The sequence below is a fragment of the Aliiroseovarius crassostreae genome, from assembly GCF_049803815.1.
GTDB classification, from domain to species: Bacteria; Pseudomonadota; Alphaproteobacteria; order Rhodobacterales; family Rhodobacteraceae; genus Aliiroseovarius; species Aliiroseovarius crassostreae_A.
In genome coordinates this window covers 306,110-327,655 of sequence record NZ_JBNAGI010000001.1, presented here as the reverse complement: position 1 = coordinate 327,655, position 21,546 = coordinate 306,110, and the positions used below count along the sequence as shown (strand labels likewise).

20 protein-coding genes are annotated in these 21,546 nt (G+C 59.1%); 6 read left to right on the top strand and 14 right to left on the bottom strand.

Translation table 11 applies throughout. The features are described from left to right. Window position 1: 1 nt before the first annotated feature. From ACP15V_RS01575 to ACP15V_RS01565, 3 genes are read right to left on the bottom strand one after another with little or no spacing between them, the layout of a single operon-like run. Window positions 2-2,392: a glycosyltransferase family 2 protein gene (locus ACP15V_RS01575; RefSeq protein ID WP_424941928.1), complete on the bottom strand. Its 2,391-nt coding sequence runs from the start codon at window positions 2,390-2,392 to the stop codon at window positions 2-4. Then, window positions 2,392-3,066, bottom strand: coding sequence for a sulfotransferase (locus ACP15V_RS01570; RefSeq protein WP_424941927.1), 675 nt, complete (start codon window positions 3,064-3,066; stop codon window positions 2,392-2,394). Before ACP15V_RS01570 ends, ACP15V_RS01575 begins: the two co-directional genes overlap by 1 nt. Further along, on the bottom strand, window positions 3,063-4,088 hold the full coding sequence (locus tag ACP15V_RS01565) for a glycosyltransferase family 2 protein (protein ID WP_424941926.1): 1,026 nt from the start codon (window positions 4,086-4,088) through the stop codon (window positions 3,063-3,065). The genes ACP15V_RS01570 and ACP15V_RS01565 overlap by 4 nt, the downstream gene beginning before the upstream one ends. A 285-nt stretch (window positions 4,089-4,373) precedes the next feature. On the opposite strand from ACP15V_RS01565, the gene ACP15V_RS01560 reads away from it, so the two are divergent. The 4 genes from ACP15V_RS01560 (at window position 4,374) to ACP15V_RS01545 (ending at window position 7,475) form a co-directional block, all read left to right on the top strand. After that, entirely contained in the window at window positions 4,374-4,922 is a 549-nt protein-coding gene (locus tag ACP15V_RS01560) for a YeeE/YedE thiosulfate transporter family protein (RefSeq protein ID WP_424941925.1), read from the top strand. A 3-nt stretch (window positions 4,923-4,925) separates the two neighbouring features. After that, on the top strand, window positions 4,926-5,513 hold the full coding sequence (locus tag ACP15V_RS01555) for a DUF6691 family protein (protein WP_424941924.1): 588 nt from the start codon (window positions 4,926-4,928) through the stop codon (window positions 5,511-5,513). Between the two features lie 165 nt (window positions 5,514-5,678). Then, window positions 5,679-6,683 (top strand): XdhC family protein, encoded by a 1,005-nt coding sequence (locus ACP15V_RS01550; RefSeq protein WP_424941923.1) that lies wholly within the window; start codon window positions 5,679-5,681, stop codon window positions 6,681-6,683. A gap of 39 nt (window positions 6,684-6,722) precedes the next feature. Beyond that, entirely contained in the window at window positions 6,723-7,475 is a 753-nt protein-coding gene (locus tag ACP15V_RS01545) for an SOS response-associated peptidase (RefSeq protein WP_424941922.1), read from the top strand. Window positions 7,476-7,535: 60 nt separating this feature from the next. Here ACP15V_RS01545 and infC read toward each other — a convergent pair whose 3' ends face one another. Further along, complete coding sequence (infC, locus tag ACP15V_RS01540; protein ID WP_424942708.1) at window positions 7,536-8,081, bottom strand: translation initiation factor IF-3; 546 nt, start codon at window positions 8,079-8,081, stop codon at window positions 7,536-7,538. Between the two features lie 211 nt (window positions 8,082-8,292). On the opposite strand from infC, the gene ACP15V_RS01535 reads away from it, so the two are divergent. Further along, window positions 8,293-9,075, top strand: coding sequence for a translation initiation factor 3 (locus tag ACP15V_RS01535; protein ID WP_424941921.1), 783 nt, complete (start codon window positions 8,293-8,295; stop codon window positions 9,073-9,075). 265 nt (window positions 9,076-9,340) lie between these two features. On the opposite strand, the gene ACP15V_RS01530 is transcribed toward ACP15V_RS01535, so the two are convergent. Further along, entirely contained in the window at window positions 9,341-9,991 is a 651-nt protein-coding gene (locus ACP15V_RS01530; protein WP_424941920.1) for a sulfotransferase family 2 domain-containing protein, read from the bottom strand. Window positions 9,992-10,011: 20 nt separating this feature from the next. Then, on the bottom strand, window positions 10,012-10,986 hold the full coding sequence (locus ACP15V_RS01525) for a DMT family transporter (RefSeq protein ID WP_424941919.1): 975 nt from the start codon (window positions 10,984-10,986) through the stop codon (window positions 10,012-10,014). Window positions 10,987-11,115: 129 nt separating this feature from the next. On the opposite strand from ACP15V_RS01525, the gene ACP15V_RS01520 reads away from it, so the two are divergent. Beyond that, on the top strand, window positions 11,116-12,747 hold the full coding sequence (locus ACP15V_RS01520) for an AMP-binding protein (protein ID WP_424941918.1): 1,632 nt from the start codon (window positions 11,116-11,118) through the stop codon (window positions 12,745-12,747). 117 nt (window positions 12,748-12,864) lie between these two features. Here ACP15V_RS01520 and ACP15V_RS01515 read toward each other — a convergent pair whose 3' ends face one another. The 8 genes from ACP15V_RS01515 to ACP15V_RS01480 form a co-directional block, all read right to left on the bottom strand. After that, a complete protein-coding gene (locus ACP15V_RS01515; protein WP_424941917.1) occupies window positions 12,865-15,069 on the bottom strand; it encodes a 3-hydroxyacyl-CoA dehydrogenase NAD-binding domain-containing protein in 2,205 nt (734 codons plus the stop codon). A 16-nt stretch (window positions 15,070-15,085) separates the two neighbouring features. Next, entirely contained in the window at window positions 15,086-16,294 is a 1,209-nt protein-coding gene (locus ACP15V_RS01510) for an acetyl-CoA C-acetyltransferase (protein WP_424941916.1), read from the bottom strand. Between the two features lie 36 nt (window positions 16,295-16,330). Continuing rightward, on the bottom strand, window positions 16,331-16,966 hold the full coding sequence (locus tag ACP15V_RS01505) for a glutathione S-transferase family protein (protein ID WP_424941915.1): 636 nt from the start codon (window positions 16,964-16,966) through the stop codon (window positions 16,331-16,333). 159 nt (window positions 16,967-17,125) lie between these two features. After that, window positions 17,126-17,338 carry a hypothetical protein gene (locus ACP15V_RS01500; protein WP_424941914.1) on the bottom strand — a complete coding sequence of 71 codons (213 nt, stop codon included), beginning with the start codon at window positions 17,336-17,338 and terminating at the stop codon, window positions 17,126-17,128. Window positions 17,339-17,358: 20 nt separating this feature from the next. Continuing rightward, window positions 17,359-19,134, bottom strand: a complete 1,776-nt coding sequence (locus ACP15V_RS01495; RefSeq protein WP_424941913.1) for an acyl-CoA dehydrogenase C-terminal domain-containing protein — start codon at window positions 19,132-19,134, stop codon at window positions 17,359-17,361. Between the two features lie 26 nt (window positions 19,135-19,160). Further along, complete coding sequence (locus ACP15V_RS01490; RefSeq protein WP_424942707.1) at window positions 19,161-19,547, bottom strand: MerR family transcriptional regulator; 387 nt, start codon at window positions 19,545-19,547, stop codon at window positions 19,161-19,163. Between the two features lie 319 nt (window positions 19,548-19,866). Then, window positions 19,867-20,235, bottom strand: coding sequence for a MerR family transcriptional regulator (locus ACP15V_RS01485; protein WP_424941912.1), 369 nt, complete (start codon window positions 20,233-20,235; stop codon window positions 19,867-19,869). Window positions 20,236-20,406: 171 nt separating this feature from the next. Further along, window positions 20,407-21,531, bottom strand: a complete 1,125-nt coding sequence (locus ACP15V_RS01480; protein ID WP_424941911.1) for a putative manganese transporter — start codon at window positions 21,529-21,531, stop codon at window positions 20,407-20,409. Between the last annotated feature and the right edge of the window lie 15 nt (window positions 21,532-21,546).

Here is a 21,546-nt window from a genome sequence, read left to right as displayed (position 1 = left end):
GTCAGCTCTCCATATCGAGTGCCAGCGCATAGGCGACGCGTTCCATTTCGGTCAGCTTGGTTTTCAGGGCCTGGTCATACAGATTTGAAAACTCGGGGTTTTCCCGCAACTCTGCGGCCTTTGCGCGATGCCATGCCACACCATTTTCATGCAGCTTTGCCAAGGTCTCGTCTTCCAGCAGCCGGTCCAGCTCTGCCCGGGTGCGCGGGATGTTGCGCTTGATGGTTACATCCGTGTTGCCGCCCCAATCCATCCGCACCCAGTAGTTGATGCCGATCGAGCGATCCACATGCAGGGCGCGGCCCCGCTGCCGCTTGATCAGATAGCTTTCGGCCGACCGCAGCGCATAATGGTTGAGCTGCAAAAGATCATAGCCGATGGTCTTGAGGTCTGATCGCCAGCCCCGATCCTTGTAATCCTCGCTCATCGGCAGGCCCGATCCATTGACCCATTTCACCTTGTTGCGATGGGTGTCGCGCAGCTTGTTGGGGCGGTGGCACGAAAACTTTTCATAGGCGCCGACATTCTTGGTCATGGTCTTGAACCCCCAAACCGTGTGCGGTTTGGGCGCGTATTTCGGGGCCGCAGTGTCAAACTGGTCGATCACCAGATCGTCGCGATATACGGTGACGCCATTATGTCCAAACAGCCGCCAGGTCATGGCCACATTGGTGGCGTCCGGCACGCGGTTCAGGAAATCGTGCAACGTGCCATTTCCGCAGCGGACATTGATGAACTCATCCACGTCAATGTGAATGACCCATTCCGCGTTCTTGATCACATTTTCCTTGAGCGACTGGTTCAACGCGTATTGCTGGGGGCTGTTGCCCTTCCAGTTGTCGTTATTGCGGTGCTGCAGCACGCCCATCTCTTGCAGATGGTCCAGGATTTCGCTGGTCCCGTCGCTGCAGTCATTGGTGTAGATCAGGAAATTGTCGATCCCCATCGCGCGGTGAAAGGCCACCCATTCAAGAATATAAGGGGCCTCGTTCTTCATGCAGCCGACAATCACATTGCCGGAATTGCCACCGGGTGTGAGGGCATCGGGAAGATCGCGCATCGGCACTTCAGTATAGGCGGCGCCGATTTCATGCTCGTTGACCCGGCCAATATTGTTGTGCGGCGCAAAACGCCCGCCGCGCAGGTGGTGAAAGTTCTCCACCGCACGCGGGGTCATCAGCGCTTCTGCCACCGGGCTAAGGGCCGCATCTTTGGATCCGTTCATCGCGGAGGCGGATCCGCTTGTCTGTGCCGGTTTTGTGGTGGCGTCGCCCTTCCCAGCCTTGCGCTGTTCGCGCGTCACCTGATCAATGCGCGGCAAAAGCGCGGCCACATATTGCGTGGCGCGATAGCCGTTGGTCGGGTCGGCCTCTTCCCAGCCGCCGGAAATGGCGCGGTCTCGTTTCAGACAATCTTTCGGTAGATCATTTTCTTTAGAAAGTGTTTTATTGCTTTTTTCAAATCCCTTTGAAAACTCCGCCAATTTGCCCGGCTGGATTGGGTCGCCCTCCACAAAAACCTGCCCCACCAAGCGCCGCCACATTGGGGGGGGAATGATCCGCCCCTTGTCCAGAAGGGCCACCAGCACCTCGTTCATCTGGCGTGCCCGTGTGACCCAGGCGTCTGCGGGCAGGAATGGGATCTCCGCGGGCGACGCCTTGCCAATATTCGGTTTGATCGCAAAGGAGCTGCGGATTTCATCGGTCAGGGACGCGCCATAGAACAGCGTTTCGTCATAGGCGCGCAGGGAAAACGCTCCCTTGCCGAACACCGCTTCCCACCGGTCTTTGAGCGCGCCGTAGTCCAGCCAATGCGGGGCGGCCTGCAATTCGTCAAACTGCTGGCGTGCCGGGTCGGGTTTGCCCCACGCTTTCAAAGCCGCCTTCGACCAACTGCCCTTGGCCTTCTTCGCCAAGGCAATCTCTTGTGACAAGGGCGCGGTGCGCCCCCGCATCACCGCATGGGCATAATGGCGGGTCAGGACGCGGCCCTGTTCATCCACATGGGCGACAATCCGAATGTCGTCGGACAAGGGCAACAGAAGGGCGCGAAGACGCGACAGCTCGCTTTTATTGGGCAGCGTGCACAGCTGGCTGGCCGATAGGATCAATGTCTTTGGCTGGTGTTTCGCCACTTCCTGCGCCAGATCCTCCCCCACCTGACGCAACAGCATCGCCTGCTTTTCCTCCGTGGCAAAGCCACGATTATGGCGCAGGATATCCACACGCTCCGGGTCCGTGACCGCCATGTAAAGCCTTGTGTTGTTCTTGCGGCCGGGGCTGCGGGCATAAAGCACCCCCTTGTCGATCATCTGATCGCGTTTCTGGTCCAGCACGTCCTGCAGGCGGTCTGCGCCGCATTGCTCGACGCCGATATGCAGATAGATGCGCATCAGCTGTTATCCTTATCTTCGGAAGGGACATCGCCGGGCCGGTTCTGGTTCACGTTGGCCACGCCCCACCAGGGCAGGTCGAGGCCAAGGAACTCTGACAACCGGTCGCGCGCGCTGTCATCCTCAATGTCATATTCGATAAAATCGTCTGCGCCGGCAAAAACCTGTCGGCAAAAGGCGAAATGCCCTTCAATCCAGCGGATCCGCTCCGCATCCGTCTTGCCAAACCCTTTGGGAAGGCCCGGGATCGCGTTGCGCGGCAGGCGGGCGCTGCCCAGATTGGACCAGCGCCCCATGCTGTTGGACAGTTTCACCGGATCGCGGTGAGTGAGAATGAATTTTGCACCCGGATGGTGGGCACGGATGGCGGCAAGCAGCCCCCAGTCGCATTGCGGCCAGAGGTTCAGCCCCTCGCGCACCACATCAATCTCGGTAAAGGCATCAAATTCGCTCATGGTCGACAGAGGGTCGCCCGTTTCGAAATAGGCCTTATACATCTGGCGCCCAACAAAGGCACGCGCCAGAACGTCATCTTTGCTTTGACCGCGTCGGATGCGCCAATCGGCGACTTTCAATCCGGCGTGTTTAAGGGCCTGGCCCAGCGTTGTGGTGCCGGATTTGGGCAGGCCAAGGTTGATCACCTTCAAGGGCGCTCTCTTTGCTGGGGTATTCATGTTTCGATCAGTTCTTTCAACGCCAGTTCCGCCGGGCTGATTTTAGGGCAGGCGCGCAGACGGTCGCGCAGCTCGCGATAATCATCGTCCTTCATCAAACGGTCCAGCGTCGCACGGTGGGCGGCCACGGCTTCGTCATGCAGGGCGCGGATTTCTTCATCGGCCAAAAGCGCGTCCATCTCTTTTTTCAGCCGCGGCAGATAGCGTTGAATCGATTTGTCCTCATAGGCATCATCATTGCGCTCGCGCCAGTAGGTGTCGTCAAAATGGCGATGTTCGCGGTTCACGTCGCCCCGGTCGTTTTTCACCAGGTAGCTGTCCAGAGACCGAAGGGCGTAGTGGTTCAGTGTCGCCAGTTCCCGCGCGCCATGGGCCGGAAACTTGCGGATGCGGCGTTTATTGGCGGCAATGCGGAACTTCCACGGCACATCCCGTCCGCCCCCATCTTTCCAGACCGGGCGGCGGTCCTTGGGCAGGTTTTCTTTCATAAAGGGACGGTGAGCGCCGTAATACTTCACCGGAAAATCGTGTCGGATCAGGGTCTTGACCTCTTGGGCGGACTGGTCGCACCAGATGTCAGGATTGTGTGAACGGGTAAATTGTTCGATCACCGGGCGATCTTCATAGGCCTCGATGTCGCAATTTGCGAAGAACTGGAAGGTGAGCGAGATGGCGTGGGGGTTGCCACAGGCCTCAATCAGTTCGGGCAGGGTGCCATTGCCATGGTGAATATTCAAAAACTCGTCCACATCCGCAATCCAGACCCAGTCAGAGGACAGCACAAGGTCATGGGATTTCGCCGCTTTCAGGGCCTCCATCTGGTAATTGCGCCCCTGTGCGGGATTGGGCAGGTGGGTGACAATGCCCCGGTCCTGCAATGCGTCCAGCATCTTGTCTGTCGCATCGGTGCAATCATTTGAATAGAAAAGGAAATCCGTGACACCAATCACGCGATTGAAAGCGATCCATTCGATCAGGAATGGGCCTTCGTTTTTGACGCAGGTCACTGCGGTTATGCGCATCGGGTGTCCCCCAAACTCGCGGGTCCCGATCTGGCGGGAAGGAAACTGGTCATATCTACGCCTGCTCTCGGTCCCTCCGGTTATCCCCCGAAAGGCTTAATATTGTTTCCAATATTTCTGTCAGAACCGGGATTATTCGTCAACTTGTGCCAGGGCTTGAACAATTCGCAAAGGGCATTCTGTGCCCGCCATGCAGCAGGCCCGTTCGAGTGTGTGCATTGACGCCGGGCGCCAATTCTTATTAATATTAAAACATGCGAATATTAATAGATGAGGGGTGACCCCATGCAACTGAACTGGAAAATCGGCGGGCTGGCGCTTGGGCTGGTCTTCTTTCTGGCCGTGGCGCTGGTCAAGCCAATTGGCGTGTCCACGCAATTTGTGATCCTCGACGGGATCATCGGTGATGCGGTTAACGCGGAATTGGTGACCAAGACGGACGAGGGATACACTTCGACAAATGCCTACCTTGCCAAATCAAACGGCAAATATGCAAAATCGATCGCGAACCCATTGAATTACAGCTTTGTTTTTGTGGTGGCGATGATGGTGGGGGCGGCTTTGTCAATGCTGCTGCGTGGCGGAAACGGTGCGGATGAAAACAAACTGCCCGCCATTCACTATGACAACTTCGGCGATACGCCCGGGAAACGCTATGCGATTGCCTTCCTTGGCGGTTTTATTGTGCTTTACGGTGCGCGCCTGGCGGGCGGCTGCACGTCGGGTCACATGATGTCGGGGATGATGCAGACCGCTGTGTCGGGTTACATCTTCGCGGCGGGTGCCTTTGCGGCGGCGGTCCCGGTCGCGATCATGATCTACAAGAAAGGATAAGCCATGCAGATTGTTCTTGCTCTCGTCATCGGTGCGCTCTTCGGGTTTGTCCTTGATCGCATCGGCGCCACCAACCCGTCCGTTTTGATCCGCATGCTATCGCTGCGGTCGCTGGGCCTGATGAAAGCGATCCTGCTGGCGATCGGCGTCGGTTCGATCCTGATGTTTGGCGGGCAGATGACCGGTTTGGTGGATGTGGGTCACATGTCGGTCAAAACCGCCTATGTCGGTGTGTTTGTCGGTGGGCTGTTGCTCGGAGCGGGCTGGGCTTTGTCTGGCTTTTGTCCTGGCACGGGCGTTTGTGCGGCCGCAACGGGCCGCAAGGATGCGCTCTTTTTCATCCTTGGCGGGCTGATGGGCGCTGCGGCCTATATGATGACCTACCCCACGGTAAAAGCATCAGGCCTGCTGGATAGTATTGCCGGTGGCAAAGTGACCCTGGGCACCGTGCCAGGTGCAAAATATGACGGGCTGACCGCCCTTCCCGGCGATGTGTTGGGGCTTGGGCTTGGGGTGCTTTTTGTCGTGATCGCCTTTGTGGTGCCCGACGCGCCACGAGGAGAGGCCGCGATGGCACAACCGGCTGAATAAGCAACCGGCTGAATAAACACGGGCGGGGCAAACCGGCCTGAGCCCCCAAAACCAAAGCCATCAAAAAGGGCGGCAGAGCCTTCTGCGGCCCTTTTCTTTTGCGGCCTTGAGGGTCTGACAATTTATATCTATATTGTCAGAATGCAGTTTCCAGGAGCGCTGCCCATGCAGGCCGAAATCTTTGACAAGATCCCCGAACTGGCGCTTGACTGGCACCAGACGGGCCGGGCGGTGGCGATTGCCACCGTGGTCGCCACCTGGGGCAGTGCCCCTCGTCCGGCGGGCAGCCAGATGGTGGTTGCTGCGGATGGCGCTATTGAAGGGTCGGTGTCGGGCGGATGTGTCGAAGGCGCGGTGGTGATGGCCGCGCAGGATGCCATCCTTGACGGAAAATCGCGCCTTTTGACGTTTGGCGTGTCCGGAGAGGATGCCTTTTCTGCCGGATTGGCCTGCGGTGGCGAGATTTCGGTTCTGGTAGAACCCATCGGGGATCATGGAAAAGGGCAGGGGATGCCCGTGGTCTTGCTTGCAGAACTGGTGTCTGCCCGCGCTGCGCGGCGTTCGGTGCTATATCATCTGGACACGCAATCCTGGGCACGGGATCTGAAAACGCCGTCGCAAGATGCCGTCACGGGGATGCGCGGGGCAGAGTTTACCCATCTGCACGCCCCCCCTTTGCGTTTGATCATAGCGGGTGCCGTACATGTGGCGCAGGCGCTGATCCCGATGGCGCAGATTGTCGGCCATGATGTCGTGCTGATCGATCCGCGCGGGGCCTTTGCCACCGAGGCGCGGTTTCCCGGCGTGACCCTTTATGAAGACTACCCGGACGAGGTGCTGGACCAAATCGGCATTGACCACCGCACCGCGATTGTCACCTTGGCCCATGACCCGAAAATCGATGATCCGGCGCTGGAGGCGGGTCTTGGGTCTGACGCCTATTACATTGGGGCGCTCGGGTCCGGCCGCACCCAGGCCGAGAGGATGAGGCGCCTGTCCCAACGGGGGTTTGCACGAGATGACCTGAAGCGCATCCACGGACCTGTGGGGCTGGATATCGGATCGGTTGGCCCCGCCGAGATTGCCGTGTCGATCCTGGCAGAACTGGTGGCCAAGCAGCGCGCCGGGCAGGCGCGACCACGCATGGGCGTGCGTCTTTGTGATCAGTGAGCATGGTCAACCCGCAGGCCAAGGTGCTAAACCTTGGACATGTGTGGAAGATTGATTGCAGGGGATATGACCCAGGCCCAGATGCTGGCCATCATTGAGGGCTTTCTGTATCCAACCGGATCGGTGGTGACCGAGGCGGGGGCGCTGCCCGCGGCCACAGGGTATAATGTGAAACCGACACAGCAGGTAACTGTTCTGTTTCCGCAAGGGGGCGGGGTGACGGCGTCAACTGCGCGCTGGTGGCTGGTGCCGCATTGGTTCAAGGGGCGGGCGGAGGAGTGGAAGGCCACGACGTTCAATGCCAAGATTGAAACCGCCTTTGAAAAACCGACCTTTCGAACCGCCTGGAAAAGCGGGCGCTGCCTGATCCCCGCAATGGGATATTATGAATGGTCGGGGCCGAAATCCAACCGAATGCCCAATCATATCCGATTGCAGCAAAATCACCCTATCATGCTGATGGCCGGGTTGCACAGCCAGCTGGAGGACGGCCAGCGGACCTGCACTATTCTGACCCGCCCTGCGTTGGAAGAAATCGCCGAGCTGCACCCGCGCATGCCGGTGATCCTGAATGTCGAGGAAGCCCAGGCATGGATGGACAGTGCCGCCCCCGATGAAGAAATCCGCAGCACCTTTGGCACCCATTGGCAAGGCCGCTTTCAGGTGGACCCGGTGGCGAAATTTGGCATGAAAGATGATGGGCCGGAATTGATTGAACCGCTGGACCCCCCAGCGGGCTCTCCTCCAAACGACCTGCCGGACAATGGCAATGGCGCGTTTGATTTTGGCTAAGTCGCAATAAAAAACGCCCCGCAACTGCAGGGCGTCTTTTTTAAACTCATCGCGGGATGATCACTTCGGCAGCGGGCCGATCATCATCACCATCTGGCGGCCTTCCATCTTCGGCATATTCTCGACCTTGCCGAGGTCCTTGATGTCTTCCGCCACACGTTGCAGCAGTTCACGACCAAGGTTCTGGTGGGCCATTTCGCGACCGCGGAAGCGCAGGGTGACCTTCACCTTGTCGCCTTTTTCCAGGAACTTCACCACGTTGCGCATCTTGACGTCATAGTCGTGCGTGTCGGTGTTCGGACGGAACTTGACCTCTTTGACCTGAATGGTGGTCTGCTTTTTGCGCGCCTCGCTCTCCCGTTTCTGCTGTTCATATTTGAACTTGCCGAAATCCATGATCTTGCACACGGGCGGGTTGGCGTTGGGCGAAATCTCGACCAGATCCAGACCGGCACGTTCCGCCAGTTCCATGGCGCGGGCCGGGGTGACAACACCTTCGTTCTCGCCTTCGGCGCCGATCAGGCGGATTTCGGGGGCGCGGATGCGTTCGTTGACGCGTGGGCCGGTGTCGCGCTGCGGGGGCGCGTTGTGAGGTCTGCGGGCTATGGTGCCATTCCTTCTGAAGTTTCAGTATTCTCTGGGCGCAAGGTAAAGGCGGTATTCCGCGCTTTCAAGCCGAATCCGCGCGGGATTTTGCGTTTTGACGTGTCTGTGGCGAAACTCCCCTTGAGGGTTCGGCGGAAATAACCGATTTGAAGGGCAGCCGGGGGAAACCCGGAGCACAACCGTTCCATTTCCAGGATTTGAGGAAGAAAAAATGAACAAGACGCTGATTGCCATCGTGATTGCCGCTGTCGCAGCCTTCGGGGGGTACAAGTGGTATTCCGACAATCAAGCCAAAATGGCGGCAGAAGAAGCTGCTGTTGCAGCACAAGAGGCGGCTGAAGCTGCACAGGCGAAAGCCGCAGAGGACGCGAAAATGGCGCAAGAAGCCGCTGCCAAAGCGGCTGAAGACGCCGCCGCCGCCGCCGAAGAAGCCGCCGCTGCCGCTGCTGAGGAAGCGGCTGCCGCCGCCGACGCGGTTTCTGAAGCTGCGGGCGAAGCGACTGACGCCGCCACCGAAGCGGCCACCACGGCTGTGGAAGGTGCCATGGAAGCGGTGGGGGAAGCGGTCACCGATATTGTGGGTGAAAGCGAAGCCATGACCGAGGCGCTTGGGGCCGCGACGGAAGCGGCCACCGATGCCGTGGCTGGCGCCGTGGAAGATGCCGCTGGTGCGGCGACGGATGCCATGACCGGAACCACTGAGGCAGGCGCCGAAACCGCGACCGCAAACGAGGCGGGCACTGAAGCGGCTGCCGAAGCTACTCAGCCCCCTGCTGAGACCGCAGGGACTGCCGCGCCCAGCGAAACGGATACGGCCAAGACGGTGCTGACCCCGGAAGGGTTTGACGCGAGCAAGGTGGCTGCGCTGATCGACGAGTCGTCGTTGAGCGACGTGCAGAAACTGGCGCTGAAAGCCGCCGTTGAGCAGGCCGCCAATAATCCCGAACTGGTATCGGCTGTGATCGAGCAAGTGAAGGGCGCGCTGGGCAGATAAGCCTGACATGCCCTGAAACAGGAGACGCCGCGCAGGTTTTCCCGCGCGGCGTTTTTTTGTCGGTTTGCGGGTCTTGGTCATACTTTGCGTGTTGACTGCTGACAGCCAGCGCCGCATTCCCCGAACTAGAAAACTAGAAAACTAGAAAACTAGAAAACTAGAAAACTAGAAAACTAGAAAACTAGAAAACTAGAAAACTAGTTTTCTGGTTTTGTTAACGCTTCATGAAAGACTTCGGGACGCCAAAGGCACCCCCTGCATCTTGTCATTCGAAGGCGTAACCAAATCGCGCAATATCTTCGGCGCAGCAGTTGGCCACGATCTGCGCCAGATCATCGGTATACATATCCCGAAAATCCTTGCCCCGCGCAGACCGGTTCGCATGGGGGAGAGGGCGTAGAGAAAAGCCCAGATGCGCCTCCAAAGCAGGCAGGTCCTCGTTTAAATGTTCCAGCCGGATGAACAGATCCGCGCAATCATGCCCCTGTGCGTCCGTCACGTAGCTTGCGAAGGACGAGGCCTGAAAACTGGCCTGGGTTTCAGGCGCTTTCAGGAATGCGGCAAAATCAGAAGATCGGGCCAATTGTACGGCCGGGTGATCAAACCCCTGCGCGCGGAGCCAATGATAATAGCTCACCATCCGATCCCAGGGATTGCGCACCAGCATGAACACAAAATAGTCGCGCATCTGATCCGGCGTCACCAGCCCCGCGATGTCGCACAGCCTAGAGTGTTTCCACAGTCGCCCCGCCGCCTGCACATCCTTCAACCGCTTTCGCCGTTTCATCGCCTTGGGCGTGTCCCCCAGCATCAGATCATCCTTCATCGCCCGCGCCTCCAGCGCCAGGGCCAACGAGGTTCCTCCGGTTTTCGGAGCGTGAACAAAGATATAGCGGCGGCCATGTGAAATGATCATGCCCGCACCCTAACCGGTTTCTATGCCCTGCGCGAGCGCAGAGAGATCACGATGCCCGAAAGAATAATGAACCCCATGCCGATCGCGCTCATCAGGGTGACGCTTTGATCGAAGAGCAGATAGCTCCAGCCCGCCGCGAACACCAAAAGCGCGTATTCATAGATCGCGACCTGCGCTGCGTCACCCAGTTGATAGCCGCGAAACACAAACCCCACCGCCAACATGGACCCGACGGCCTGCAGCACGGTCAACCCGATAGACAGCTGTCCCATCGGCCCAAAGCCGCGCAGGATGAACCCGTCGGGTCCAGCGGGCACCTCATGCGGCCAAAGCGACATGATTGTTGCGCCACACAGGCCAAACACGCCCAAAGAGAGAAAGAAGAAAAGCAGCATCGACATGGCGCTTTCGCCCGTACACCATTGCCGTGTGGCGATGGCCCCGCAGGCGTAGAAAAAGCCAGCCACCATCGGAAACAGCGCGAGCGTGTTCACCCCTCCGTCAAACGGGCGCAAGACCAGAAGCACACCGGCAAAGCCAATTGCGGCGGCCAGTATCCGCATCGGTCCCACCCTTTGGCGCAAGAATACCGCAGACAAAAGCATCACCCAGATCGGGGCGGTGAACAGCCCCGCCGCCGCTTGTGACAGGGTTAAAAAGGCAAGCGAGCCAAAATAGACCAGCATTGCAAGCCCGGTCAGCCCCCCTCGCAGCGCCACCGCCCAGGTGCGTTTGGGCGTGATATTGATCACCCCCATCTGCGCCAGGGCAACCATGATCGTGACGGCCAGGCAGGCACGGATGAAATGAAACTGCCACAGCCCCGTATCGCGTGCGATGACCGCCACCGCGTTGTCCAGCCCCCCCAAGATGAACATGGCAAGAAAGACCACCCCCGCCGCAGCCGCCGGGCGATCACGGCTGCGGTCGTGATCCGGTACATTGTCCACGCCTGGCAGGGGCGCGGGAGACTCGGTGAAACTGTCCGTGGACATGTCGGTTTCCAATCAAACGATGGGTGTTTGGGGCATTGACCAGACGACCTGCGATCTGGTCTGCTCGAAAAACGACATTCTGGCAAGAAAGACCAGAGGAAACGAAATGACTGCAACAGGGAGCGCGCGATGGGTTGGATGGCAAATGAAACAGGATTGGAGAAGAACGCGGCGAATTTTGTGCCGCTGACACCGCTCTCGCATCTCAGACGGGCGGCAAAAGTGTTTCCGGATCGCGAGGCGCTGATCTATGGCCCAACCCGTCTGACCTATCGTGATTACCATGCTCGCGTGACGCGCCTGGCCGCGGCACTGGCACAGCGCGGCATCACACCGGGCGACGTGGTGGCGACCCTTCTGCCCAACACCTTGCCCCATGTGGAAGCCAGCTTTGGCATTCCTGCCTGCGGGGCGGTGCTCAATACAATCAACATCCGGCTGGATGTGGATACGGTTGCCTATATCTTCGCCCATGGCGAGGCAAAGGCCGTGCTGGTGGATGCGCAATTCCTGCCCCTGGCGGAGAAGGCGATTGCGCTGATGGACGGCGACGGGCCCGAGATCATCGAAGTGGCCGACACGCATGCAGGCCACCCGGCGTCCGGCAAGCACCTGGAGTACGAAGATTTTCTGGCGTCTGGCGACCCAGACTTCGCGTGGATCATGCCGCAGGATGAATGGGAAAGCCTCGCGCTTAATTATACCTCTGGCACCACCGGGCGACCCAAAGGCGTGGTCTATCACCACCGGGGCGCCTATTTGATGACCATGGGCACGCCGATCAGCTGGAATATGGGGCTGTATCCCAGATATCTGACCATCGTGCCGCTGTTTCATTGCAACAACTGGAACCACAGCTGGATGATGCCCGCGCTGGGTGGCACCATTGTGTGCTGTCGTGACGTGACTGCCGCGGCGATTTATGACGCGATTTCCAACGAAGGCGTGACCCATTTCGGCGGGGCCCCCATTGTGCTGAACATGATCGTAAACGCGCCCGAAGAGGTCCGAAAACCTTTTGATCACACGGTTGAAGTCTTCACCGCCGGCGCGCCGCCCCCCGCAGCCGTTCTGGCCGCCGTTGAACCCCTGGGCTTTAATATCACGCAGGTCTACGGGCTGACCGAAACCTATGGCCATGTGACCGAATGCCTGTGGGATGGCACCAAGTGGGACAGCCTGCCACAAAACGAACGCGCGGCCATCAAGGCCCGAACCGGGGTCCTGTTTCCGCAGATGGAAGACATCACGGTGATGGATGACGCGATGACCCAGATCCCGATGGATGGCGCGGCCACGGGCGAAATCATGATCCGTGGCAACTCCGTCATGAAAGGCTATCTGAAGAACCCCGAAGCGACCGCCGAGGCCTTTGCCGGGGGCTATTTCCACTCTGGCGACATCGCGCATCAGACACCGGATGGCTATATCCAGATCACCGACCGCGCCAAGGATATCATCATTTCGGGCGGCGAAAACGTGAGCTCGGTTGAGGTTGAAGGGGTGTTGATGCACCACCCCGCGGTGATGCTGTGTGCCGTGGTGGCAAAGCCCGATGACAAATGGGGCGAGGTGCCCTGCGCGTTTGTGGAGTTGAAAGAAGGCATGGAGGTCAGCGCAGAAGATCTGATTGCCTTTGCCCGCGACCGTCTTGCCGGGTTCAAAACGCCCAAAATCGTTGAGTTCTGTGAATTGCCCAAAACCTCCACCGGCAAGATCCAGAAGTTCCAGCTGCGAAAACTGGTGAAAGAGGGGCGTTGACGGGGCGCATAAAACTAGAAAACTAGTTTTCTAGTTTTCTAGTTTTGTTGCGTGTCATGTCGCAAAAAGAAAAGCCCGGACCATGCCGGGCTTTTCCTGTGTTTGGTGTGGCCGCCTTTAGGCCGCCTCTGCACTCTTGTCGAAACGCTCATAGAAGCCTTCGCCATTTTCTGCCATGTCCCGCAACAGGGCAGGGGTGGTGAAACGCGGGCCGAACTTTTCGGTCAACTGGTCACAGACCTCTGCCGCGTAAGGGGCGCCCAGCATGTCAAGCCAGCTGAACGGGCCACCGGACCAGGGCGCAAAGCCCCAGGCCAGGATCGCGCCCACGTCGCCTTCGCGGATATCTTCCAGCACGCCTTCTTCCAGCGCACGCACCGCTTCCAGAACCTGGCTCATCATCAGGCGATGTTTCACTTCGGTCAGGTCGGGCTGCTCGTCAAGCTCGGCGAATTTCTCGCCCAGCCCGGCCCACAGACCGGTGCGTTTGCCCTTGTCGTCGTAGTCATAGAAGCCCGCGTTGGCCTTGCGGCCCATGCGCCCCTCATCCGCCATCCAGAAGATGATTTCGTCCACCGCGCTGTCGGGGTAAGCATCGCCCATCGCGGCCTTGGTGGCCTTGGCGATTTTCACGCCCAGTTCGACCGAGGTTTCATCCACCAGCTGCAGCGGCCCCACCGGGAAGCCCAACAGGCGCGCGGCCCCTTCGATCAACGCGGGGCTGACCCCTTCGCCAACCATGCGGATGCCTTCGTTGATGTAAGGAATGATGCAGCGGTTGCAGTAGAAGAAGCGCGCGTCATTCACCACAATCGGCGTTTTGCGGATCTGGCGCACGTAATCCAGCGCCTTCGCCACGGCCCGATCCCCGGTTTCCTTACCCTTGATGATCTCGACCAGCATCATCTTTTCGACCGGCGAGAAGAAGTGGATGCCGATGAACTGATCCGGGCGCTCCGACGCCTTTGCCAGTTCGGAAATCGGCAGGGTCGAGGTGTTGGTGGCGAAGATGCAATCCTCGCCCACGATGGCCTCGACCTTCTTGGTCATCTCGGCCTTCACGCCCACATCTTCAAACACCGCTTCGATGATCAGATCGGCCCCTTTCAGGGCGTCCAGATCGGTGGTGGCGGTGATCGCCCCCAGCACGGCCTCTTTCTTCTCAGCCGTGGCTTTGCCACGCTTGATGCCTTTGTCCAGATAGGTCTCAGAGTATGATTTGCCGCGATCCGCCGCCTCTTGGTTTTGGTCGATCAGAACCACTTCCATGCCGGCCATGGCCGAGACCAGCGCAATGCCCGCGCCCATCATGCCTGCGCCCAAGACGCCGACCTTTTTGACCGATTGATCTGCCACATCCTTGGGGCGCACCGCGCCTTTTTCCAGCGCCTGTTTGTTGATGAACAGGGACCGGATCATGGCCGAGGAGGACGGGTTCATCAGCACGTTCACGAACCAGCGGCATTCGATCCGCAGCGCGTCGTCAAACGGCACCATTGCCCCTTCGTAGGCGGCCGACAGCAGCGCCTTGGCCGCGGGGTAAACGCCCGCCGTCTTGCCATGGATCATCGCCGCCGCACCAATGAAAGTCTGAAAGCCTGCGGGGTGATAGGGCATGCCGCCGGGCATTTTATACCCCTTTGCATCCCACGGTTTCACAATGTCCGCGTCCTTGGCGTTCAGAACCCATTCTTTTGCGCGGGCCTGCAACTCGTCGGGGGCGACAACCTCGTCGATAATACCTGCCGCCTTTGCCTTGGTCGGGGCCACGGTTTTGCCTTCCAGCAAGAACGGGGCCGCCGCCATCGCGCCCATTTTGCGCACAAGACGGGTGGTGCCGCCCGCGCCGGGGAAAATGCCCACAAGGATTTCCGGCAGGCCGATCTTGGCCTTCGGGTTGTCGGCGGCAATGATGCGGTGACAGGCCAGCGGGATTTCCAGCCCGATGCCAAGCGCGATGCCGGGCAGCGCCGCAACAATCGGTTTGCCACCTTTATTGGTCTTGGCATCCATGCCTGCGCGTTCGATTTTGCGCAGCACGCCGTGCATCTGCATGATGCCGTCAAACAGACCCTTGGCCGGGTCGTCGCCCGCGTCTTCCTTCATCTGGGCGATGACATTCAGGTCCATGCCCCCGGCAAAATCCTTTTTGCCCGAGGTGATGATTGCTCCTTTGATCGCATCATCTGACAACACGGTGTCGATATGCCCGTTCAGCTCTTCCAGAGCGGCATAAGACAGCACATTCATCGATTTCCCCGGCACATCCCAGGAAATGGTGGCGACGCCATCGGCGTCAACGGTGTAGTTGAAATCAGCCATTTTTAAACGTCCCTTCTTAAACGCGTTCAAGGATGGTTGCGGCACCCATGCCAGATCCGATGCACAGCGTGGCAAGACCGGTTTCTTTGTCCGACCGCTCCATTTCATCCAGAAGCGCGCCCAGGATCATAGCGCCCGTGGCGCCCAGCGGGTGGCCCATGGCAATTGCCCCACCGTTCACATTCACCTTGTCATGATCGGCGTTGAAGGCTTGCAGGAAGCGCAGCACAACGGATGCGAAGGCTTCGTTCACTTCCATCAGATCAATGTCGCCAATCCCCATGCCTGCGGCCGCGAGCACACGCTCGGTCGCCGGAACCGGGCCGGTCAGCATGATGGTCGGATCGGTGCCCACCTTCGACGTGGCCCGGACACGCGCGCGCGGTTTGATCCCGTGGCGTTCGCCAAATTCCTTGTTGCCGATCAGCACAGCGGCGGACCCATCGGCAATCCCGGACGAGTTCCCTGCGTGGTGCACGTGGTTGATCTTTTCCAGATGCGGGTATTTCAGCAGAGCCACGGCGTCAAAACCCGGCATCTGCTCGCCCATCATGGCGAACGAGGGGTTCAACCCACCCAGGGTCTGCATATTGGTTTCTCGGATCATCTCGTCCTGCGACATGATTTCCAGACCGTTCTGGTCACGCAGCGTGTAGACGGATTTGTCAAACCGGCCCGCAGCGCGCGCCGCAGCCGCGCGTTTTTGGCTTTCGACGGCATAGGCATCGCAATCATCACGGCTAAAGCCGTATTCGGTGGCGATGATGTCTGCCGAAATGCCCTGCGGCACGAAATAGGTCTTCATGGCGAGATACGGATCCGCGGCAATTGCGCCCCCGTCCGACCCCATCGGCACCCGCGACATGCTTTCGACACCACCGGCGATATAGGCGTCGCCCGCGCCCCCGCGCACCTGGTTGGCGGCCATGTTCACGGCCTCAAGCCCCGAGGCGCAGAAACGGTTGATTGAGACACCTGGGATGCGCTCGTCCAGGTCGGAATAGAGCACGGTCGAGCGGGCCAGACAGGCGCCTTGCTCGCCGACCTGGGTGACGTTGCCCCAGATCACATCCTCAACCGCGTGGCCGTCCAGATTGTTGCGGCGCTTGAGTTCATTCAGGGTCTCAGCCCCAAGGCGCACGGCGGTCACTTCGTGCAACGTGCCGTCTTTTTTGCCTTTGCCGCGCGGGCTGCGCACGGCGTCATAAATATAGGCGTCGGTCATTATTCTGTTTCCTTTCAGGATCTTATGTCCGAAATTTCAGGCGCGGTCAGCGGGGCTGCCGGGCATCAGGTCGTAGGGGTGTTTCCAGCCGGGGGTCTCGGAAATCCGCGTGAGCCAGGCGTCAATCGCGGGCCAGTCGGCGCGGTCAAAGCCGAAGGGTTCGGGGTAGTAGAGGTAACCGCAGCAGGAAATGTCGGCGAGGGTGAGCGCATCGCCCACCAACCAGTTTCGGGAAGACAGTTCGCCCTCAAGCGTCTTGTAAGCGCTTTTCAGGCGGCCCTGGTTGAAGGCGATCACCTCAGCCGGGCGTTTGTCTTCGGGGAGGAAGTTCATCAGGAACCGGGTCATGCCCGCCATCGAGGACATTTTGTGATTGTCCCAGAATTGCCAGCGCAGGATCTCGCGTCGCTCTGCCGCGCTGCGCCCCCCAAGCTTGCCGGATTTTGACGAAACATAATCCTGAATGGCGCCCGATTGCGACAGGGTCACATCGCCGTCCACCATCACAGGGACTTCGCCCATCGGGTTGATCTTGCGATACATGGGCGTGCGGGTCTCGCCGCCAAAAAAATCGACGTAGACCGGTTCCCAATCCAGACCAGACAGTTCCAGCGCAAGCGCCGCCTTGTAGGCATTGCCGCTTTCGCCGAAGCAGTAGAGTTTGATGGTCATCACGTTCTCCCCATTGTGATGTCGGTTTGCTGTTGGAAGCTGGGGGCGCTGCCCCCAGACCCCCGAGGTATTTTGAGCAAGAAAACGAGGGTGTCGCTTTGCATTTTCCTGTTTCAAATATCCCCGCCGAAAGATCCAGCCTGTCCGCCGGCGGGGCGATTAGCGTTTGCGCGCGTCCAGTTCCGCGTTGAACAGACGAAGGCGTGCGGTCAGGTTTTCCTGATGTGTTACGCTGTCGAAATGTTCAAAGAGGAAGGACAGCGCTTCGCCCTCATCCAGCCCCGCTTCCTGCGCAAATCGTTTCAGGCGGCGATAGCCGTCTTCGGTCATGGCGCAGGGAAAGCGGCGGGTGAGTTTGAAGCGTTTGGGCATTCCGTCCTCTTTTCAATTGTTTAGAACTGTTCGGCGTCGAGCCCCATCACGGTGGCAGATCCGCTTTCGATCCGCGCCAGATGCATCGCAGTGGCGGGCAGGCGGCGTGCCATATAGTAGCGGGCCGTGGTCAGCTTGGTCTCGTAGAACGTGACGTCAGAGGCACCGTTTGCCAAGGCATCCAATGCGGCACGGGCGGATTTCGCCCACATGAAGCCCAGGCAGACATGACCAAAGAGATGCATGAAATCATAGCTGCCGGCCAGCGCGTCATTGGGGTTCTTGCCCGCAGATTGCATGAAATACATGGCCGAGGCCTGCAGGTGTTTCGACGCGTCTTTCAGCGGTTCGATGAATTCTTTCATCGCCTCGTCGTCGCCCTGTTCCTTGCAATAGGTCTTGATCATGTCGAAGAAGCCCATGATCGGCTTGCCACCACCGGCGGCCAGTTTGCGGCCCACCAGATCCAAGGCCTGAACACCGTTGGCGCCTTCGTAGATCTGGGTGATCCGTGCGTCGCGGGTGAACTGGCTCATGCCATGTTCTTCGATATAGCCGTGGCCGCCATAGACCTGTTGCGCCAGCACGGTCATGTCATAGCCCTGGTCGGTCAGGAAGCCCTTCAGAACCGGGGTCATCAGCGAGATCAGGTCATCGGCGTCCTTGTCCCCGGCGCGGTGGGCCTGGTCAATCAGCGATGCCCCCCACAAAAGGAAGGCGCGCGCCCCTTCGACAAAGCTCTTCTGATCCATCAGCGAGCGGCGGATGTCGGGGTGGACAATCAGCGGATCGGCGGGGCCATCAGGGTTCTTCACACCCGTCACGTCACGCCCTTGCAGGCGGTCCTTGGCGTAGATCACCGCGTTCTGATAGGCGGCTTCGGCTTGCGCCAGGCCCTGCATCGCAACACCCAGACGCGCTTCGTTCATCATCGTGAACATGGCACGCATACCTTTGTGCATGTCACCCAGCAGATATCCGGTCGCCTCGTCATAGTTCATGACGCAGGTCGAGTTGCCGTGGATGCCCATTTTCTTCTCGATATTGCCCACCGACACGCCATTGCGCGACCCGACAGAGCCGTCTTCGTTCACGTTGAATTTCGGCACGATGAACAGCGAAACCCCTTTGATGCCCTCGGGGCCGCCCGGGATTTTTGCCAGCACCAGGTGGATCACGTTTTCGGACATGTCATGGTCGCCCGCAGAGATGAAAATCTTCTGGCCGGACACTTTGTAAGACCCATCCGTCTGCGGTTCCGCCTTGGTGCGCATCAGGCCCAGATCGGTGCCGCAATGCGGTTCGGTCAGGTTCATGGTGCCGGTCCATTCGCAGCTGACCATCTTGGGCAGGTAGGTGGCTTTTTGCTCGTCCGTGCCGTGGGCCAAAATCGCCGAGGCCGCCCCGTGGGTCAGGCCCTGATACATGGTGAAGGCCTGGTTCGCGGCAGAGAACATCTCGCCCACCGCGGTGCCCAGCACGACCGGCATGTTCTGGCCGCCGAACTCTTCGGGCATGTCCAGACCGGTCCAGCCGCCCTCTTTCATCTGCTCAAAGGCCGCTTTGAACCCTTCGGGTGTATAGACCACGCCGTCTTCCAAACGACAGCCCTGTTGATCGCCCACCGCATTTAACGGGGTCAACACGTCGCTGGCCAACTTGCCTGCCTCTTCCAGAACGGCCGACGTGAAACTCGGCTCCAGGTCCGCATATCCGGGGATGTCGGACTGATGGGTTTTCAGGACTTCGTGCAACACGAAACCCATATCCTTGGTCGGGGCGGTATAGCTCGTCATGGGGTGGTTCCTCTTGGATGGGGGCCTTAGGTGCCGTCGAATTCCTGAATGGTTTTCTCGGCCCATTTCAATTGATCGGTCAGATCGGCAATGGCTTCGTCCAGTTCGGCGCGCTGTTTCTTGAGGTCGGCCAGGTGTTCGCGGCCAACCTCATAGGTGCGCTTCAGTTGGGTTTGCTGTTGGTCGCCCATATCGTAGAGGTCAAGCAACTGGCGGATTTCCTCCAGTGCAAAACCAAAGCGTTTGCCGCGCAAAATCAGCTTCAGCCGCGCCCGGTCGCGTTTGGTGAACAGGCGTTTCTGGCCATCGCGCACCGGGGCCAACAGCTCTTTTGCTTCGTAAAACCGAAGGGTGCGAGCCGTGACGCCGAAAGCGTCACACATCTGACGAATGGTCATAAGGTCGTCGGTCATATCGAACATTCGATCCTCTTTTGACACCGGTGCTATATTGCGACGAGGCGGCTCATCCGCATCGCCGATCGTGATCTGACCGGTCATGTTTACTGCATAAGTTTACGTTGACGTAAATGTAACGTGACGTCAAACTTTTCAATGGCGTCGCGTCAACTTTTCTTTCCGTAACGGAACGTCATTTCGGGAAAACTGCGTGCAATTTTGGGGCACGCCACGAGCAAAAACGGTCCGCGACGGGGGCGGGCCGTTTCCAGAGAGGTGATTCTCCAGAGGTAAAGCTTGGGTCTTTTGGGGCAGGGGCAGGGGGCCGTGGCGGTTATTTCAGCTGCTTTGCCACATCGTCACGCAGGTCTTGCAGGTCATCAATGCTGTCCGCCAGTTGGGCGTATTGCTCGCGCAGGGCTTTCAATTGGCGATCCGCCAGTTCCACCCAGGCTTTGTTTTGGGCTTCGGTGCCTTTTTCATCGTAGATCAGCAGCCATTGACGCAGTTCTTCCAGGGAAAACCCAAAGCGACGGCCGCGCAGAATCAATGTCATTCGCGCCACTTCACGAGGCGTGTAAAACCGTGAACGGCCTTCCTTCTCCGGTGCCAGAAGCTCGATATATTCGTAATACCGCAATGTGCGCGGGGTCACATCGAACCTGGCGCACATTTCTTTGAAGGTCAGGCGTTCTTCAGACATATCGCTTCCCTGTTCGCTCTCCGTTGGTGTCGGATCCCTCCCTAGGTACTGTGTTCTGCGCTGCAGCGCAATTCTGTAGAACTACGCAATGCGCAAAATTCTGAGCAAAAACGGCCGCGACAGGGCGGCCGTTTGCATATTGGTTTGCAACTTGGATTGTCCTGAAGGCGGTCAGTTCATGAAATCCGGCGCCAGGAAGTGGAACCCATAAGCGACAATCAGGGCCGGTATGGCCGAGTAAAGCGTGGCAATCACTGCCGCCTTGGGGTTCAGCGCAATGGCCGGGAACAGCGCATCCCCGTCGTTCGAGATGGCATTGCCCATGACGGCAGCAAAAGGAATGGCGCCGTTAATATAAAGCGTGGTCACCAGCACCTGTGGCCCGCAGCCCGGGATGAACCCGATCACGATGGCCATCAGCGGCAAAAGCGGCGCAACGGTTTCAAACATCAGCGCCACATCCACCCCGGTGAACGTCGCCATGTAATCATAGGCCAGATAGGCCCCGATCACCCAGACCGAGATAAAGCTGGTTTCTTCCGCCATGCGGGTGATCGGGTGATCTTCGGCATGGGTCATCGCCTGCAGGATCGAAGTGGACCAGATGAACAGCCCCAGGAAAGTGCCGGCAAGCGCGATCCAGACCACCGGAATGCCAAGGGGCGCGCTGATCTCGATCTGGGCCAATTGGGCGGCCCCGACGATCAGACCGGGGATGGCCAGCACCAGATAGGCGATGTCTTGCGGGCGGATTTTGCCGATCTTGGGGGCGATGTCGCAAGCCGCGCTGCAGGTGCTGCGAAATTCGACCGTGTTGAAGCGATCCACCAGCCAACCGGATAGGATGCCCACCACAAAAGACAGGGGCAGCACCACAATGGCCGCATCGGGGCGGGTTGCGATCAACAAAAATGCGGCATCCCCCATGGTGGCGGTCAAGGTGGCGACGACGGCACCGAACCCCACATGACCGGAACTATAGGCGGCCACCACCACAACCGCGCCGCCACAGCCCGGCGTGGCCCCCAAAAGGGCCGCCAGCGGCACCTGCGCGGCCTTGGCATTGGACAGGGCCAAACCAATGTTGAACTTAAACAGCCGCTCTGCGCCGTAAAAAAGCATCAGCGTCGCGGCCACAAAGACCGACACCTGTACATAGGCATCTGTCATCAATTCGCGGGTCAGCTCCCCCAATGTGCCAGGGGCCAGTGCCAGCACCAGAAATGTCGCAAAGACAAGCAATCGCTTTGGGCGCAATTGCCCAAACGGAGAGGTCAGGGTTGTTGTTGTGGCCATCCGGGGGGATCCTGC